A 16,152-nucleotide genomic window follows, 5' to 3' on the forward strand; every position below is an offset into this window, starting at 1 on the left:
CGGGCTTTTTTGTTTTTGCCGCCCTGGCACGCGGCGGGGCCGGTAGCCGGCCCCGCAGTAGCGCTTACAGCACTCCCCACATAACGTCGCACTTGTGGTCTCGTGCGGCCCGCAGCATTTCGAGCAGGGGATAAGCCCGGGTGGCGAAGCTCACCGTCTCCATGCCCTCATGCTCCTTGTCGTCAGGCGCGGTGTGCGCCTTGATGTCCTGCTGCACCTCGTCCGCCGCCTGGTGTTTCCGCGATTCGGCAATTTCCTTCTCGATTGTCTCGACCGCTTTGGGCGCCTCGGCCGCCGTGATCACGCCGCGGTCGGCGTCCTTGTTCAGCAGATCGAGGATCCGCTTTGCGTGCTCCTTGTACATCATGACCTCGGGAGCGGCCTTGCATCTGAACGTGATAAGCATGATTCTTTCCAGTTGGTTGGATGACTAAAACGATAACACGGCTCGCCAGCTGACGCCGGCGCGGTACGCGCTCACTGCGCCTTGAACGACGAGATGAACTGCTCGGTGGGCTCCGGCGCCACCGATTTGGCCGGCCCGACGACAATGACCTGGTAGAAGCGCTGTCCGCGTGCTTCGAAATGCCCCACGAGCCGCATCGGCACGCCGTTCAGTACGCCATCGGCCGTCACGTCGTTCGTTGCCGACGCGCTGGACGTGGCACCCGACACGCTCGCCGTCGCGCTCGATTTCTCCTGCGTCGCGGTGGCGCCGATGTTGCGCACGAGCGCGGTTTTCATTGCGCCCAGCGCTGCCTGGGCTTGGGCGGCCGTGGGCGCCTGCGCGGCGCCGACCGCATACATGGCCCCCTCGACTTCGGTAGCGGTCATGGTCATGTCCACCCGCATGCCGTCCAGGTCGACGCTGCGCGTGTAGGTTGCGGGCTTACCGGGAAACATCACCCGATAGGGCGCATCCGGGCTCATGTAGTCGCGCCAGTTGTACTTGGGGCTGCAGGCGGCGAGCGCAACGGTCGCGGCGGCAGCGGCGAATGCAAGGATGGAATGTGGTCGCATATACCGATGGTAGCAGGGCGGGCGTGGCGCAACCAGCCGCTCATCGCTCGCGCAGCCCACGCCGGTACTGCACCGCCTCGCTCACGTGCTCTGGCGCAATGCGCGGCGCGCCGGCCAGGTCGGCGATCGAGCGCGCCACCTTGAGCACGCGGTGGTAGGCCCGCGCCGACCAGTGCATGCGCGCCATGGCCTGGCGCAGCAGTGCCTCGCCGGCGGCGTCCAGCCGGCAGTGACGGTCGATTTCGCGCGTGGCCAGCTGCTGGTTCGGTTTGCCCTGGCGCGCCAGCTGGATGGCGTATGCATGGGCAACCCGGTCGGCGATCGCTTCGCTCGGTTCGCCGTCCGCCTCTGCGGCCATCGTCTCGGGCGTCATCGGCGCCACCTCCACCTGCATGTCGATCCGGTCGAGCAGGGGCCCCGAGATGCGGTCCTGGTAGCGCTGTACCGCTTCGCTGCTGCAATGGCATTTGCCCGAGGGGTGGCCGAGCCAGCCGCACGGGCAGGGATTCATCGCCCCGATCAGCTGGAAGCGCGCCGGGAAATCGGCCTGGTGGGCGGCGCGCGACACGGTGATGTGGCCGGACTCCAGCGGCTCGCGCAACACCTCCAGTACGCGGCGATCGAATTCCGGCAGCTCATCCAGGAACAGCACGCCGTTGTGCGCGAGCGACACCTCGCCCGGACGCGGTACGTTGCCCCCGCCAACGAGCGCCACGCCCGATGTTGTGTGATGGGGCGACCTGAATGGACGCGTCTTCCAGCGTTCGGCGCGGAACGCCCCGGCCAGCGACTGGACAGCGGCCGATTCCAGCGCCTCTTCATCGTTCATGGGCGGCAGCAGTGCCGCAAAGCGCGACGCCAGCATGCTCTTGCCGGTGCCCGGCGGGCCCACCAGCAGCACCGAATGCAGCCCGGCGGCCGCAACTTCCAGCGCGCGCTTGGCATACTGTTGCCCTTTGACGTCGGCGAAGTCGGCGTAGTCCGGGCTCGCCGGCTCGGCCCTGCCTGCGTGGCGCGCCAGCCGGCCGCTTTCATCGGCGCTCATGAAATGGGCGCACACCTCGAGCAGGGAGCGGGCAGGGTAGATGGCAGCGCTCGGCGCCAGCGCCGCTTCGTCCGCATTGGCATGGGGCAGGATGAACGATGGCGCCGCCAGGCAGCGCTGCATGGCGAACGCCATGGCCAGCGCGCCGCGAATCGGGCGCAGCTCGCCGGACAGCGACAACTCGCCGGCAAACTCGTACCGCCCGAGCTCCTTCGACGGAATCTGTTTGGATGCCGCCAGGATGCCGAGCGCAATGGGCAGGTCGAACCGGCCCGATTCCTTGGGAAGATCGGCCGGCGCCAGGTTGATCGTGATGCGCCGGGCCGGAATGTCGAAGCCGGAATTTTGCAGCGCGGCGCGCACCCGGTCCTTGGCTTCGCGCACCTCGGCGTCGGGCAGGCCGACGATGGTCAGGCCGGGCAGCCCGTTGGCCAGGTGCACCTCGACGCTGACCGCGGGCGCATCCATGCCCGCGAGGGCGCGACTGCGAAGGACTGCAAGGCTCATGGCTTTCGGCGCGAATTGAACTCGCAAGAGTTTGCTTGTTCACGCGCCCGGCCCTGTTGAGGGCCGCCAAACGGATCAGAACTTGCCGGTGATGCCGAGCAGGAATGCGCGGTCGGCCGTCAGCTGCACGCCGTTGACGTGCCGGTACAGCGCCTGCTGGACGTAGCCGTACACCTGCAGGTTGCCCGAAATGGCATAGGTCAGGCCCGGGCTCACGTACACGAAGCGGCCGCCGCTGTCTGCCGGCTCGGCCGAGGCGCCCTTGTCCGCGCTCTTGTGCACGAAGTTCAGCTGGACCTGCGCGCCGAAGCGCTCACCCAGCCCGTGCCGGTAGCCCAGGTCCGCACTGAATTGCGCGCCCGGCTTGTACCCGTCGTGGCTGTTCAGGGCGTGCTGGTATTGCGCCTGCGCGAACCACGAAGCGTCCGACATCATCAGGGTCTGGTGATAAAAGGCGCCGACGATCAGGTCGGTGGTGCCGGTACCCGGCTGCATGCTGCGCTCGCCGACGTCGCCGCCGTCGTTGGCCACCGTGGTGCGGCCGGTGGGCAGCTTCAGGCCCGCCATCACCCCGCCCGCGGAGGGCGCCGTTGCTTCCCCGCCACTAAAGAACTGGTAACGGCCCACTGCCCGGATATCACCCAGTTCGGTGAATTTCCATTGCTCGTTGACCTTCTCGCCATGGTGGTTGTGGATATGGACGTGGTCGCGGTCGCCCAGCGGTGCGCTGATCGACAGGCCCCAGCCGTTGCCAAAGCTGCGGCTGTAAGTCGCCACCAGGTTGCGGTTCAGCGTGCTCACCTCGTCGTGGTGGTGCGGGATCTGGCCAACGGCGATCTTGTCCGAGCCGGCGAACGGCTGGTCCTGGTTGATGAATTCGTAGCGCAAATCATACGAGGAGCCCGCATCGACCAAGGCGGACTGCGCAGTCCAGTTGGTGTTCACCGTGCAGAAAGCTGCGCCGCAGCTGGCGAAAGCGAGAGAAGGCAGCAGGCCGGCCAGGCTGGCTGCGATGGTGAGACGGCGTTTCATGATCTTGCTCCTCAATGTATGTCGCGGCGCACCGCGTGGTCGGGCTTGGTGTGGCCTTATTGCGACAAATCATACATGCGCGATACATCTTTTAAACATGATGTAGATCAAATTCCCTATAGAGCGCTGTTCACTCCGCTTGACGCCTATGATGGCACGGTCTCGCCCATTGTTCCGTACGTTAGGTTTTTTTGATGTACATCATTTTTTTAAGATGCATCTGAAATCTATCATTTGTCCCGTAACGAAACGAAAGAACACGACACAACAACCCCAAGGTGAAACAAATGAAACGCAAGCTGATCTCGACCGTCATCGCATCCCTCGTCCTGGGCGCCGCCAGCATGGCTCCCGCCTACGCACAACACCAAGCCCATCACGCGGCCTCGGCCGTGCAGAACGTCGCGGACGTCACCTTCACGCTGCGCACCGACATCGCCGATGGCAAGCTGGTCTTCGTTGGCAAGGGCGGCGCCCTTGATGGGCAAGCCAACCCGACGCTGCGCGTGCCGGAAGGCGCCGTGGTGCAGATCAACCTGGTCAATGGCGACGGAGCCACCCACGACCTGACCATCGCCGACTTCGGCGCCAAGTCGAACCAGGTCAACGGCAAGGGCGCAAGTACCTCGATCGTCTTCCGCGCTAACAAGAAGGGCGAATTCAACTACATCTGCTCGCTGCCGGGCCACGTTGCTGCCGGCATGATCGGCAAACTGATCGTCGGCGACGCCGCCGTCCAGGCCAAACCGCAAGGCGTCGAGATTTCGCACGACCCGCGCGACGTCGGCACCCCGGTGGGCGCCCGTGGCCCGCAGCACCTGAAGGTGAACCTGGACACCACCGAGGTGACCGGCCGCCTGATGGACGGCTCGACCTACAAATACTGGACCTTCAACGGCAAAGTGCCGGGCCCGTTCATCCGCGTGCGCGTGGGCGACACCGTGGACGTGAACCTGTCCAACGCGGCCGACAGCCACATGATCCACTCGGTTGACTTCCACGCCGTGACCGGTCCTGGCGGCGGCGCCGCTGTGACCCAGGCAGCACCGGGCAACAGCAAGGGCTTCACCTTCAAGGCACTCAACCCGGGCCTGTATGTGTACCACTGCGCTACCCCGATGGTCGCCCAGCACATCTCGAACGGCATGTACGGCATGATCCTGGTCGAGCCGGAAGGGGGCCTGCCGAAGGTTGACCGCGAGTTCTACGTGATGCAGGGCGAGCTCTACACCGCCCAGCGCCATGGCACCGCCGGCGAAAACGAGTTCTCGCTCGACAAACTGCTGGCCGAACAGCCTGAGCACATGATCTTCAACGGCAACCACGAAGCGCTGACCAAGACCTACCGCATGGAAGCCAAGGTCGGCGAGACCGTGCGCATCTTCTTCGGCGTCGGTGGCCCGAACCTGACCTCGAGCTTCCACGTGATCGGCGAAGTGTTCGACCGCGTGTACTCGATGGGCGACCTGACCTCGCCGCCGCTGCGCAACGTGCAGACCACCACGGTCGCACCGGGCGGCGCCACGATGGTCGAGTTCAAGGTCGAAGTGCCGGGCCGCTACGTGCTGGTTGACCACGCGCTCTCGCGCATGGAGAAGGGCCTGGCAGGCTTCCTGTACGTGACCGGCCAGGACAACCCGGAAGTGTTCAAGACCTCGAGCAAGCCGGACGCAGCCTCGGGCCATTGAACCAGTGTGAAAGCGGGCGCGATCGGCGCGCCCGTTGTGTGACCCGCGAGGCGTGCGTCCCCAAACGCGCGCCTCATTTTTACCTTGTGAGCGCCTGTCATGGCTATACAAAAAATCGATCCGCGTGAATTCTTGAAGCGCCAGCCCCTGTTCCAGGACCTCGGGCCGGAGGAACTGTCGGCCATCGCCGCTGGCACCGTTGAGGTGCATGCGGTGCGTGGCCAGCCGATCTTCCAGCGCGGGGACATTTGCCACGGTTTCCATACGGTCGTGTACGGCCAGGTGAAGCTCGGCTTCGTGTCCGCGCAGGGCAACGAAAAGATCGTCGAGATCGTCGGGCCCGGGCACAGCTTCGGCGAAGCGGTGATGTTCATGGACCGGCCGTACGTGCTGACCGCGCACGCGCTGGCCGACTCGCTGCTGCTGCACATCTCGAAGAAGGTGATGTTCGACGAGATCGACCGCAACCCGGTGCTGGCACGCCGCATGCTGTCCGGGATGAGCCGCCGCCTGCACGGCCTGATCGCCGACGTCGAATCGTATTCGCTGCGCTCGGGCAGCCAGCGCATCGTCAGCTACCTGCTCAACGAAGAGCCGCCGGCCGACGGCGCGCGCTTCACCCTTTCGGCCAGCAAGAAGATGATTGCGTCGCGCCTGAACCTGACGCCGGAGTACTTCTCGCGCGTGCTGCACGAGCTGGTTGCGCGCGGCATGATCGCGCTGCGCGGCCGCGAGGTCACGATCCTCGACCTGCAGCGTCTACGCGCGTTCGAGAGCTGACGCGGTAATAATGCGGCGGTAACGCAGCGCTGCGCCGGCCAGGATCGTGCCGATCCAGGCTGCCTGCGCCGCGAACAGTGCGCCTGCCGCCCGCGCCAGCACCGGCACCACCACCGCCACGCACAGCGCCGCCACCGCGGCGGCATGGGCCGCATATTGGCGTTTCGCGGCGCGTGCGCCGATCCAGTTGTTCACGCCCGGCACCCGCGCGCGCGCCACGCCGGCGCTGCCCAGGTGGTACCACAGCAGGAACGGCACGATCTTGTACAGCATGCCGTTGACGGCAGAGGTGGCAAACCCCGCCACGAACAGCACGCCCAGCAGCACTGCCTTGCGGTCCGGGTCGATCCCGGGCCACGCATACACGAGCGCGCAGCACAGCAGGCTGCCGAGCGACAGCCGCCAGTACCAGGTCGTGATGTCCGGGGTGGTGCGCCGGCTTTTCGAGAGCAGCCACAGCGAATAGCCCGCAAAGCCGGCCAGCACCAGTGCGACGCCGTAGCCGGCCAGGGCTTGCCAGGCCGGCCGCAGCCACCCTGCGGCGCCCCATGCGCACAGCAGCAGCGCCAGCGCCGGCGGCAGCGCAAAGCTGGCCGCGCGCCGGTACACGGGCGTGGCCTGGAACATCGGGATCACCTGGAATCCGGCCGCCATGACGAGCATGGCAACCCAGCCGAGCAGGCCAAGCGCTGCGTGCAGGTCGGTGACCGCCATCACCGGCAGGGCCGGGCCGCCGGCCAGGAACACCGCGAGCGACAGTCCAAGCACGATGGTCAGGAAGAACCCGGGCACCGCCAGGCGCATGCCGGCGGCCATGGGCAGGGCCCCTGGGCTGGTGCGGCGCGCCAGCGCGCGCGCGGCGCCGGCCACGAAGACCAGCAGCGCAAGCCCGAGCACGCTTGGTGCGGCGGCGAACAGCCAGCGCGGCCCGCCAAGCAGCGCGGCCGCCAGCAGGGGCGTGCCGCCCACCAGGCCAAGCCAGGACACCCACGCCACCGCGCGCGGGCGCGGGAACGGCGACTCCGCCACCACCGGCAGCATCTGCAGCATGGCGCCCAGCATGGTCATGGCCAGGAAGCCCAGCGTCATCAGGTGGGTGAGCGCGAGCATGGGGCCGCTCCAGCGGCTCTGCAATGCCGGCGCGCCGCTCCACAGCAGCAGCAGCCCGGCCGCCGCCGCAAACCAGGGCGCGGTCAGCATGAACCGCAGCGGAATCGACAGGGGCGGGGTGGTGTCGAACGAAAGCGCCCGCTGCATCAGGACGCGGGCCAGATCAGGATTTCGAAGCTGCCGTCCGCGAGCGACTTGGCCTGGAAGCGGTGGCCGTTGGCATCGAGGATACGGTACAGCGGCCGCGGTTCGCGGTCGACCAGCATGCGCAGGCGCTGCCCGGACAGCAGCGTGTCGAGCGCGTCGAGCACGCGTTCGAGGGGCTCGGGCGGCGGCAGGCCGCGCACGTCGAGCAGGATGTCTTGCGGATCAGTCTTGGGCATTGCGGGTCAAAGGAAGAACAGCGGGTTTTTGGTGACGGCCACGGCCACAATGTAACCGAAGGTGGTCAAAGCCGCCAGCCACGCAATCGTGCGCACGGTCTTGGTGCGCCCGTACTTGAGCGCCACGCTGCCCAGCAGGATGTAGGCCACGAGGGCGACCAGTTTGGCCGTGAGCCAGGGCTGTTCGCCGGGGTACTGGTGGCTCCAGGCGGCCAGGCCGACCGCGGAGCCCAGCAGGAGGGAATCGACCAGGTGCGGCAGGGTCTTGACCCAGCGGCGCTGCAGCAGCGGCGAGTTGGCCAGCATCCAGGTGCCGCGCACAAGGAAAAAGCTGCCCGAGAGGGCAGCGCAGGTCATGTGGAAGTGTTTGAGCAGCAGGTAGTCCATCGTCATCCGGAAAAGGTCAGTTCGGCGAATCCGTCGGCCAGCCGTGAGCGCGGGAGCGGCAGCACGCTGGCCAGCGATATGCGATCCAGTTCCTGCAAGTATGCACTGGTTGCGCGTCCGAGTGCGTGCTTGAGCACGCAAATGGGCGCCAGCGCGCACGTGTTCTTTTCCTCGTCGAAGCACTCGACGATGGTGAAATCGGGCTCGGTCAGGCGCACGACCGAGCCGATCGTGATGGTTTCCGGGTCGCGCGCCAGGCGCACGCCGCCGGTGCGGCCGCGCACGGTCTCGACCAGGCCCGCCAGGCCCAGCCGGTGCACGACCTTGGTCAGATGGTTCTTCGAGATGCCGTGGTTGATGGCGATCTCCTGGATCGTCACCAGACGGTCCTTCTGCGCGCCGACGTACATCAGCACGCGCAGGGCGTAATCGGTATAGTCGGTCAGTCGCATGGTCGTCGGTGCGCTTGGCGCTGTCAGGCTTTGACGGTGAAGTCGATCACGATCTCTTCCGGGTTGCGCGCCACGTAGCCGATGTCGATGCGCGGACCGAAGTAGTTGCGCAGCTGGGCCAGCAGGGGCAGCGGATCATGGTCGTTCACGAAGCGCATGGTCTCGCCCGGGGTCAGCGACTCGAGCGCGCCGAAGATCGAGGCATGGCGGAAGCGGCGCGCCACGCCGCGCGCGTCGAACAGGTGGGTGTTGTTGGCCTGGGCCGAATCGTTGCAAGTGCAGTTGGACATGATGGATTCCTTGTGTGGGTTGGCAGGGCGCCGGCGGAGAGGGGAGCCGGCGCCCTGCATTGCTTAGGCCTTGGTGCCTGCAACCGGTTCGGTTGCGGCGACCGCGGCTTCCTTCGGTGCGCCGCCGCGCAGCAGGCGCAGGGCGAACACGGCGAGGAACAGCACACCGATGGCGAACACGATGTCACCCGGCACACGCAGCCACACCATGTTTTCCATGAACGCCGAGTGGATCACTTCCGGCGAACGGGCGTACCACATGCCCTTGGTGATGCTGGCGGCAGCCTGGTAGATGCCGGCCGGGACCAGTGCCATGAACACCATCATCGCCAGGCCAATGTTCAGCAGCCAGAACATCTGCTTGAGCAGGGCGTCCGACCATGCCATGCGGTTGGTCAGGCCGCGCAGGCAGAACAGCATCAGGCCGATGCCGAGCATGCCGTACACACCGAACAGCGCGGCGTGGCCGTGTGCAGCGGTCAGGTTCAGGCCCTGCACGTAGTACAGCGAGATCGGGGTGTTGATCGAGAAGCCGAGCAGGCCGGCGCCGACCATGTTCCAGAAGCCGACGGCGATGAACGACAGGATCGACCATTTGTAGGCCTGGACCCACGGTGCTGCCTTCGAGCGCTGGTAGTTGCGGTATGCCTCGAAACCGATCATCGACAGCGGGACCACTTCCAGCGCGGAGAACATGCCGCCGATGGCGATCACCGAGGTCGGGGTGCCGGTCCAGTACAGGTGGTGCAGGGTGCCCAGGATGCCGCCGAACAGGAACACGATGGTTTCCAGCACGATGGCGCTGTTGGCGGTCGCTGCACGGATCAGGCCAAGACGGGTGAACAGCAGGGCGATGACTGCGGTGGCGAACACTTCAAAGAAGCCTTCGACCCACAGGTGCACCAGCCACCAGCGCCAGTATTCGATCATCGAGTAGTGGGTGGTACGGCCCCAGGCCAGCGAGGTGGCGTAGAAGGCGCCGATGCAGCAGGCGGCCAGGAACACCATCATGATCAGGCCGCGGCTTTCCGACGGCTTGGTCAGTGCGGGCCACAGGCCGCGGCCGAGCAGGAAGGCCCAGAACAACAGGCCAACGAACAGCAGGTATTGCCAGATGCGGCCCATGCTGGTGAATTCCAGGCCCTGGCTGCCGAGCCAGAACGAGAACTCGGTGCCCTTGTGCTCGATGGTGCCGAGCCAGCCGCACACGGTCGAACCGACCACGATGAACAGCAGCGCGTAGAACAGCACGTCCACGCCGAGCTTCTGGAATTTGGGTTCACGGCCGCCGATGATCGGGGCGATGTACAGGCCGGTGGCCAGCCATGCGGTCGCGATCCACAGCACTGCGAACGACGTGTGGATGGTGCGGGTGACGGTGTACGGCAGGATGTCGGCCAGCGGGAAGCCGAAGAAGGCGTGGCCTTCGACCGAATAGTGCGCGGTGATGGCGCCAAAGCCCACCTGCGCCAGGATCAGGCCGATCACGACCATGAAGTACTTCTTGGTCGCTTTCATTGACGGCGTGGCCTTCAGGCTGAACAGCGGGTCGGCCTTCGGCGGGGTCGGGTCGTCTTCTTCCTTGTGCGACGAGTGGTACAGGATCATGGCGGCGATTGCGCCGATCATCAGGATGATCGAGGCGATCGACCAGATGCCGGTGCCGGCGCTCGGGCTGTTGCCAACCAGCGGCTCCATCGGCCAGTTGCTGGTGTACGACAGGCCGGCTTCGCCCGGACGATCGGCGGCGGCGGCCCACGACGACCAGAAGAAGAAGCCGGTGAGCGCCTGGCGTTCGTCTGCCTTGGGCAGCGAGCCGGCGTTCATCGCATACTGTTCACGCAGCTTGTCGAGCTTGGAGTCGGTGCCGAACAGGCCGGCGTAGTGCTGCGCGACCTGGCGCACGGCTTCGGCACGGATGTCCGACAGGGCCAGCGTCTTGGTCTTTTCGTCATAGGTGTTGGTGCGCAGCTCCTGTTTGACCAGCGCGTCGACCTGGCCGCGCTGTTCGGCGGACAAATCTGCATAGTTGGTCTTGTAATTGCGCTGAGCGAACAGATCTTGGAGTGCAAGGGCTTCGCGGTGCAGCCAGTCGGCCGACCAGTCCGGTGCGACATAGCTGCCGTGGCCCCAGACGGTGCCAAGTTGCTGGCCGCCGGCGGACAGCCAGGCTTGCTGGCCGAGGATCACCTGGTCGGCGGTGTACAGAACGTCACCCTTGGTGCTGGTGACTTGTTGGGGGATTGGTGGCGCCTTCAGGTAGATTTCCTTGCCGACCCACAGCAGGACGGCAAAGGAAACTACGCAGATGATCGCAAGCCAACTCCATAGTTTGCGCGTGGCGTGCATGGTAGTTCCTTGGTGGTTGGGTTAATGGGTTTCCAAAGTTTTCTGCTGGGCAGCAGTTAAGATGCATTCTAGGTGCATCTTTTATTTGAGGCAAACGAAATGTATGTTTTCTTGACCCAGGTTGTGTTTTTTTGAGACACCGGCACAAAAAGTTGTAAAATTTGTGCCTGTTATCGCGCATGGCGCGAATGGCCCGACAATGAGACTGACTTCCTACACCGACTATGCATTGCGCACGCTGATGTACCTGGCGCTTAACCGCGACCGCCTGGTCACGATTGGCGACATCGCGGAGAACCACAACATCGCCAAGAACCACCTGACCAAGGTGGTGCACCAGCTGGGCACGCTCGGCTATGTCGAAACCGTGCGCGGGCGCAGCGGCGGCCTGCGGCTGGGACGCGAACCGTCCACCATCACCATTGGCGAAGTGGTGCGCGAGACCGAGAGCGACTTCTATATGGCCTCGTGCTTCGACGCCAGCACCGCACCGTGCCTGTACGCGGCCGGCTGCGAGATGCGCGGGGCGCTGGCGCGCGCCACCAGCGCCTTCCTCGGCGTGCTCGACAGCGTCACGCTCGAGCAGATGGTCGCGCGCGATCCCAAGCTGGGCACGCCCGGCGTGCAGGCGATCCAGCTGCACTTCAACAAGCGCGCCGCCGCCTGACCGCAACGCATTGTCGGTTGCTCTAGGGCAATCGGCACATGATGCAGGTCAAAACATGCGCGAGTTCGGCCCGGCGTGCGCGACAAGCAACTCGGCCACAGATCTAGGTTGCCTGCACAGGCTGTCCGGTATAAGATGCATTAAAAATGTATCTTAAACGGAGAAATACCATGTCTCTCTTGACCATCGAAGAACGCGAAGCGCCCGCCCCAACGCCGGGTTCGGCCTTGCTGGCGCTGGGGTTCCGCCCGTTCTACCTGCTGGCTGCGGCCTTTGCCGCCATCAGCATCCCGGCCTGGATCGCCAGCTACTACGGCGTGGCCGGACCGTTCCAGGTCGGCCTGGCCTGGCACGTGCATGAAATGATGTTCGGCTTCGTCGTGGCGGTGGTGGTGGGCTTCCTGTATACCGCCGGGCGCAACTGGACCGGCCTGTGGACCCCGCGCGGCGCCCAGCTTGGCGCCATTGCCGGGCTGTGGGTTGCGGGCAGGGTGGCCATGTTCGCCGGCTCGCCGCTGGTGGCCGCCGTGGTGGACGTGGCGTTCCTGCCGGTTGCGGCGTGGCCGTTCTACCAGGTGCTCAAGCGCACCGGCAACAAGCGCAACCTGTTCCTGGTCGCGCTGCTTGGCCTGCTGGCCGTGGCCAATGCGCTGTACCACGCCGCCATGCTGGGCTGGATCGACGCCTCGCCGCTGCGCCCGATCTACGCCGCGATCATCGTCGTGGTGGTGATCGAGGGCGCCATCGGCGGGCGCGTGATCCCGATGTTCACCCAGAACGGCGTGGGCGCCAAGACCGTCAGCAACCCGCGCACCGACAAGCTGGCGCTGGGCTGCACCGCCGCCGCGGGCCTGGCCTGGGGGCTGAACCTGCCGGCCATCGTGACCGCGCCGCTGGCACTGGCCGCGGCCGTGTTCCAGGCCATGCGCCTGGCTGGCTGGAAGCCGCTCTCCACCCTGGGCAACCCGCTGGTGTGGATCCTGCACGCGTCGTACGCGTGGATCCCGTTCGGCTTCCTGCTGCTGGCGCTGTCGCAGCTTGGCGTGGTGCCGCAGTCGGCCGCCGTGCACGTGCTCGCGGTGGGCGCGCTGGCCGGCCTGATCCTTGGTATGATGACGCGCACCGCACTTGGCCACACGGGCAGGAAGCTGGCGTCGGGGCCGAAGGAAACGGCGATGTACGTGCTGGTCCAGCTGGGCGTGGTCACCCGCCTGGTGGCGGCGCTGTCGCCGGATGGCGCGCGCAATGTCGCGCTGGTCGCCGCCGCGGTCTGCTGGAGCGCCGCATTCGCGCTGTACGTGGCTGTGTACGGCCCCTACCTGTGCCGCCCGCGCATCGATGGGCGCGAGGGATAACACCAACAAGGAAACACGATGTCGAAAACCGCATTCCCGGCGCCGGGCGCGCTGGACCTGTCCGCCGACCTGATCGAACGGATGAGCCAGCAGGGACCACGCTACACGTCCTACCCGACGGCGGACCGCTTCCACGGCCAGTTCACCGCGCTCGACTACCAGGCCGCGGTGCAGGGGCTGCGCGCGGCCGGCGGCGTGCGGCCGCTGTCGCTCTACGTGCACATCCCGTTCTGCCAGTCGCTGTGCTACTACTGCGGCTGCAACAAGATCATCACCACCAACCGCGACAAGGCCGCCATCTACCTCGACTACCTCAAGCGCGAGGTGGACATGCAGGCCGCGCTGTTCGGCGCCGACAACCGGGTCGAGCAGCTGCACTTCGGCGGCGGCACGCCGACCTACCTGTCCGACGCCCAGATGGGCGAGCTGATGGACTACCTGCGCAGCCGCTTCACCTTCGTGGGCGACACCGAGGGCGAGTATTCGATCGAGATCGACCCGCGCACGGTTGACCCCGAGCGCGTGCATTCGCTGCGGCGCCAGGGCTTCAACCGCCTGAGCCTGGGCGTGCAGGACTTCGACGCCGAGGTGCAGAAGGCGGTCAACCGCATCCAGCCCGAGGCGCTCACGCTCAACGCGATCCGCGCCGCGCACGAAGCGGGCTTCCGCTCGGTCAGCATCGACCTGATCTACGGCCTGCCCAAGCAGAGCATGGAAACGATGCGGCAAACGCTGGCCAAGGTGGTCTCCGCCAGCCCCGACCGCATCTCGATCTACAACTACGCACACATGCCGGCCCTGTTCAAGTCGCAGCGCCTGATCGACGAGGACGAGCTGCCGGCGCCGCAGGTCAAGCTCGACATGCTGGCGCTGTGCATCGAGCAGCTCACCAATGCGGGCTACGTGTACATCGGCATGGACCACTTCGCCAAGCCCGACGACGAGCTGGCGATCGCCCAGAAGAGCGGCGGACTGCAGCGCAACTTCCAGGGCTATTCGACCCATGCCGAGGCCGACATGGTGTCGGTCGGCGTGTCGGCGATCAGCGCGGTGGGCAGCGTGTACGCGCAAAACGAAAAGTCGCTGGAGCGCTACTACGCGGCGCTGGACCGTGGCGAGCTGCCGCTGGCGCGCGGCATTGCGCTCTCCAGCGACGACAGCATCCGGCGCGCCGTCATCCAGCGCCTGATGTGCGACTTCACGCTCGACGTGCCCGCCTTCGAAAAGGCGCACGGCATCGTCTTCAACGACTACTTCGCGGCCGAGATGCCCAAGCTGCGCGCGTTCGAGGCCGACGGCCTGCTGGCGCTGGAGGACGGCGCCATCAGCGTCACCACGCGCGGGCGCCTGCTCATCCGGAACATCGCGATGGCGTTCGACGCCTGGCTCGGCAAGCCCAACCACGTGCCGCTGCAGCGCATGCAGTATTCCAAAACCATCTGAGCCGGGGCAAGGCCGGGCGCACGTATAATCCGTTTAAGAACCGCCGCGTTGGCGGTTCCTGAACCAGCACACGTGTATGCGCCGTACCAGCCAATTCGCCCAAGGCACCGTCCACCGCTTCCTCTTCGACAGCCACGTCCTGCGCGCCAACCCGCTGGGCGACCCGCACCAGCGCGAGCTGTACGTGTACACCCCGCCGGGGTACGCATCCGGCCCGGCGCCCTTACTGGCCGACCTGCCGGGCTTTAACAGCTGCGGGCCGGACCACGTCGCACGCAAGAACATCGGCGAGAACGTTCCCGAGCGGCTCGACCGCCTGATTGGCCAAGGGGCGATGGCGCCGGCCGTGGTGGTGTTCGCCGATTGCATGACCGCACTTGGCGGCAACCAGTACATCAACGGCGACGCCACCGGCCGCTATGCCGACTACCTGGTGCAGGAAGTGGTGCCGTTCGTCGAGCAGCGCTTCGGCTGCGGCGGGGCTGGCCGGCGCGGCCTGTTCGGCAAATCGTCCGGCGGCTTTGGCGCGCTGTGGCACCTGATGCTGTATCCGGGCTTCTGGTCGGCCGCGGCCTGCACCTCGGGCGACATGGATTTCGAGATCGCGTACAAACCCGGCATCTACGCGGCGCTCAATGTGCTCGAGCGCTTCGATCATTCGGTCGAGCGCTTTTTTGCGCACTTCGAAAGCGCGGGCAAGGTGACACCACAGGAACGCGGCTGCCGCATGCACCTTGCGCTGGCGGCCACCTATGACCCGGACCCGTCGGCATACCGTTTCGCCAGCCTGCCGTGCGACCCGCACACCGCTCGCTTCGACCAAGCGCGCTGGGCCAACTGGCTGCGCCATGACCCGGTGCTGGCAGTGCAGCACCATGCGGTCGCATTGCGCCAGGCGCGCGGCTTGTGGATCGATTGCGGCTGGCGCGACCAGTACTTCCTGCATTTCGGCGCGCGCCGCCTCAGCCAGGAACTGGCCCGGCTTGGCATCCATCATGTGCACGAGGAGTTCGACGACGAGCACCTCGACGTCGACTATCGGATGGACGCGTTCCTTCCGTTCCTGGCGCGTTCGCTGGCCTGAACGCGGCCGCCTGCGGCTGCACGTAGGGTGGGCTCTCGAGCCCACGCCGTTCATGCGACGCATGACGACCGCGTGGGCACGAGTGCCCACCCTACGGGGCTGGCCTGACGGGTATCTCGCCCACGCGTCCAATGGAAGCATGCATTGCCACGGCGCGACCGTGCTTTGAACGCGTGGGCAGGAGAACCTGCCCACCCTACCGATCAGGCATCCAAAAAAAATCCCCGCCTGGGCGGGGACCTGCTGGAAGCTCCGGGAATCAGTGCCCGCCGCCGCCACAGCCGCCGCAGCAGCCGCCGGTCTTCGGGGCTTCGCGCAGCGGAAAGCCGGTGCGTGCGAGCACCGCGGCGATTTCCTGGGCCGAGGTCGTGTTGTCGTCGAATGCGATGGCCACGCGGTTGGTGCCGTCGGCGGCGCCGACCTGGCTCACGCCCGCGAGCGCGGACAGCGCGCGGTTGACGGCGGCAGCGCCGGCGGCATCGAGGGCGGCGGCCAATTGAAGGTTCTGGTGAATCATGCTTGTTGCTCCTGCTTGAAGAATAGCGCGTCATCCGCGCGGT

Annotated in this window: 17 protein-coding genes; 6 read left to right on the top strand and 11 right to left on the bottom strand. The window is 66.1% G+C overall.

Annotation, left to right across the window (positions count from 1 at the left end):
* Window positions 1-64: 64 nt before the first annotated feature.
* From NX774_RS22455 to NX774_RS22470, 4 genes are all read right to left on the bottom strand, one after another.
* Complete coding sequence (locus tag NX774_RS22455; protein WP_258824524.1) at window positions 65-406, bottom strand: DUF1840 domain-containing protein; 342 nt, start codon at window positions 404-406, stop codon at window positions 65-67.
* 71 nt (window positions 407-477) lie between these two features.
* Window positions 478-1,020, bottom strand: coding sequence for a hypothetical protein (locus NX774_RS22460; protein WP_258824525.1), 543 nt, complete (start codon window positions 1,018-1,020; stop codon window positions 478-480).
* Window positions 1,021-1,060: 40 nt separating this feature from the next.
* The gene (locus NX774_RS22465) at window positions 1,061-2,572 is read right to left on the bottom strand and encodes a YifB family Mg chelatase-like AAA ATPase (RefSeq protein ID WP_258824526.1); all 1,512 of its coding nucleotides are present in this window, start codon (window positions 2,570-2,572) and stop codon (window positions 1,061-1,063) included.
* Between the two features lie 75 nt (window positions 2,573-2,647).
* Window positions 2,648-3,604, bottom strand: a complete 957-nt coding sequence (locus NX774_RS22470) for a transporter (protein WP_258824527.1) — start codon at window positions 3,602-3,604, stop codon at window positions 2,648-2,650.
* A 287-nt stretch (window positions 3,605-3,891) separates the two neighbouring features.
* Here NX774_RS22470 and nirK point away from each other — a divergent pair, with 287 nt between their 5' ends.
* Both nirK and NX774_RS22480 read left to right on the top strand, forming a co-directional pair.
* Entirely contained in the window at window positions 3,892-5,292 is a 1,401-nt protein-coding gene (nirK, locus tag NX774_RS22475; protein ID WP_258824528.1) for a copper-containing nitrite reductase, read from the top strand.
* A gap of 99 nt (window positions 5,293-5,391) precedes the next feature.
* Entirely contained in the window at window positions 5,392-6,072 is a 681-nt protein-coding gene (locus tag NX774_RS22480; RefSeq protein ID WP_258824529.1) for a Crp/Fnr family transcriptional regulator, read from the top strand.
* Here NX774_RS22480 and NX774_RS22485 read toward each other — a convergent pair.
* From NX774_RS22485 to NX774_RS22510, 6 genes are all read right to left on the bottom strand, one after another.
* Complete coding sequence (locus tag NX774_RS22485; protein WP_258824530.1) at window positions 6,052-7,329, bottom strand: permease; 1,278 nt, start codon at window positions 7,327-7,329, stop codon at window positions 6,052-6,054. The two genes, NX774_RS22480 and NX774_RS22485, sit on opposite strands and share 21 nt — an antisense overlap.
* Entirely contained in the window at window positions 7,329-7,565 is a 237-nt protein-coding gene (locus tag NX774_RS22490) for a DUF2249 domain-containing protein (RefSeq protein WP_258824531.1), read from the bottom strand. The genes NX774_RS22485 and NX774_RS22490 overlap by 1 nt, the downstream gene beginning before the upstream one ends.
* 6 nt (window positions 7,566-7,571) lie before the next feature.
* Window positions 7,572-7,952 (bottom strand): SirB2 family protein, encoded by a 381-nt coding sequence (locus NX774_RS22495; protein ID WP_258824532.1) that lies wholly within the window; start codon window positions 7,950-7,952, stop codon window positions 7,572-7,574.
* A 2-nt stretch (window positions 7,953-7,954) separates the two neighbouring features.
* Window positions 7,955-8,404, bottom strand: coding sequence for an RrF2 family transcriptional regulator (locus tag NX774_RS22500; RefSeq protein WP_258824533.1), 450 nt, complete (start codon window positions 8,402-8,404; stop codon window positions 7,955-7,957).
* A gap of 23 nt (window positions 8,405-8,427) precedes the next feature.
* Window positions 8,428-8,694 (bottom strand): DUF2249 domain-containing protein, encoded by a 267-nt coding sequence (locus tag NX774_RS22505; RefSeq protein WP_258824534.1) that lies wholly within the window; start codon window positions 8,692-8,694, stop codon window positions 8,428-8,430.
* A gap of 63 nt (window positions 8,695-8,757) precedes the next feature.
* Window positions 8,758-11,043: a nitric-oxide reductase large subunit gene (locus tag NX774_RS22510; RefSeq protein ID WP_258824535.1), complete on the bottom strand. Its 2,286-nt coding sequence runs from the start codon at window positions 11,041-11,043 to the stop codon at window positions 8,758-8,760.
* A gap of 199 nt (window positions 11,044-11,242) precedes the next feature.
* Between NX774_RS22510 and NX774_RS22515 the strand changes: the two genes are divergently transcribed.
* From NX774_RS22515 to NX774_RS22530, 4 genes are all read left to right on the top strand, one after another.
* A complete protein-coding gene (locus tag NX774_RS22515; RefSeq protein WP_258824536.1) occupies window positions 11,243-11,710 on the top strand; it encodes an RrF2 family transcriptional regulator in 468 nt (155 codons plus the stop codon).
* Window positions 11,711-11,880: 170 nt separating this feature from the next.
* Entirely contained in the window at window positions 11,881-13,065 is a 1,185-nt protein-coding gene (locus NX774_RS22520) for an NnrS family protein (RefSeq protein ID WP_258824537.1), read from the top strand.
* Window positions 13,066-13,083: 18 nt separating this feature from the next.
* Window positions 13,084-14,508 (top strand): oxygen-independent coproporphyrinogen III oxidase, encoded by a 1,425-nt coding sequence (gene hemN / locus NX774_RS22525; protein ID WP_258824538.1) that lies wholly within the window; start codon window positions 13,084-13,086, stop codon window positions 14,506-14,508.
* 76 nt (window positions 14,509-14,584) lie between these two features.
* The gene (locus NX774_RS22530) at window positions 14,585-15,592 is read left to right on the top strand and encodes an alpha/beta hydrolase-fold protein (RefSeq protein WP_258824539.1); all 1,008 of its coding nucleotides are present in this window, start codon (window positions 14,585-14,587) and stop codon (window positions 15,590-15,592) included.
* A gap of 259 nt (window positions 15,593-15,851) precedes the next feature.
* On the opposite strand, the gene NX774_RS22535 is transcribed toward NX774_RS22530, so the two are convergent.
* Window positions 15,852-16,109: a heavy-metal-associated domain-containing protein gene (locus NX774_RS22535; protein WP_258824540.1), complete on the bottom strand. Its 258-nt coding sequence runs from the start codon at window positions 16,107-16,109 to the stop codon at window positions 15,852-15,854.
* Window positions 16,110-16,152: the final 43 nt, after the last annotated feature.

Origin of the sequence: Massilia agilis (assembly GCF_024756255.1) — a bacterium.
Taxonomy (GTDB): Bacteria; Pseudomonadota; Gammaproteobacteria; order Burkholderiales; family Burkholderiaceae_D; genus Telluria; species Telluria agilis.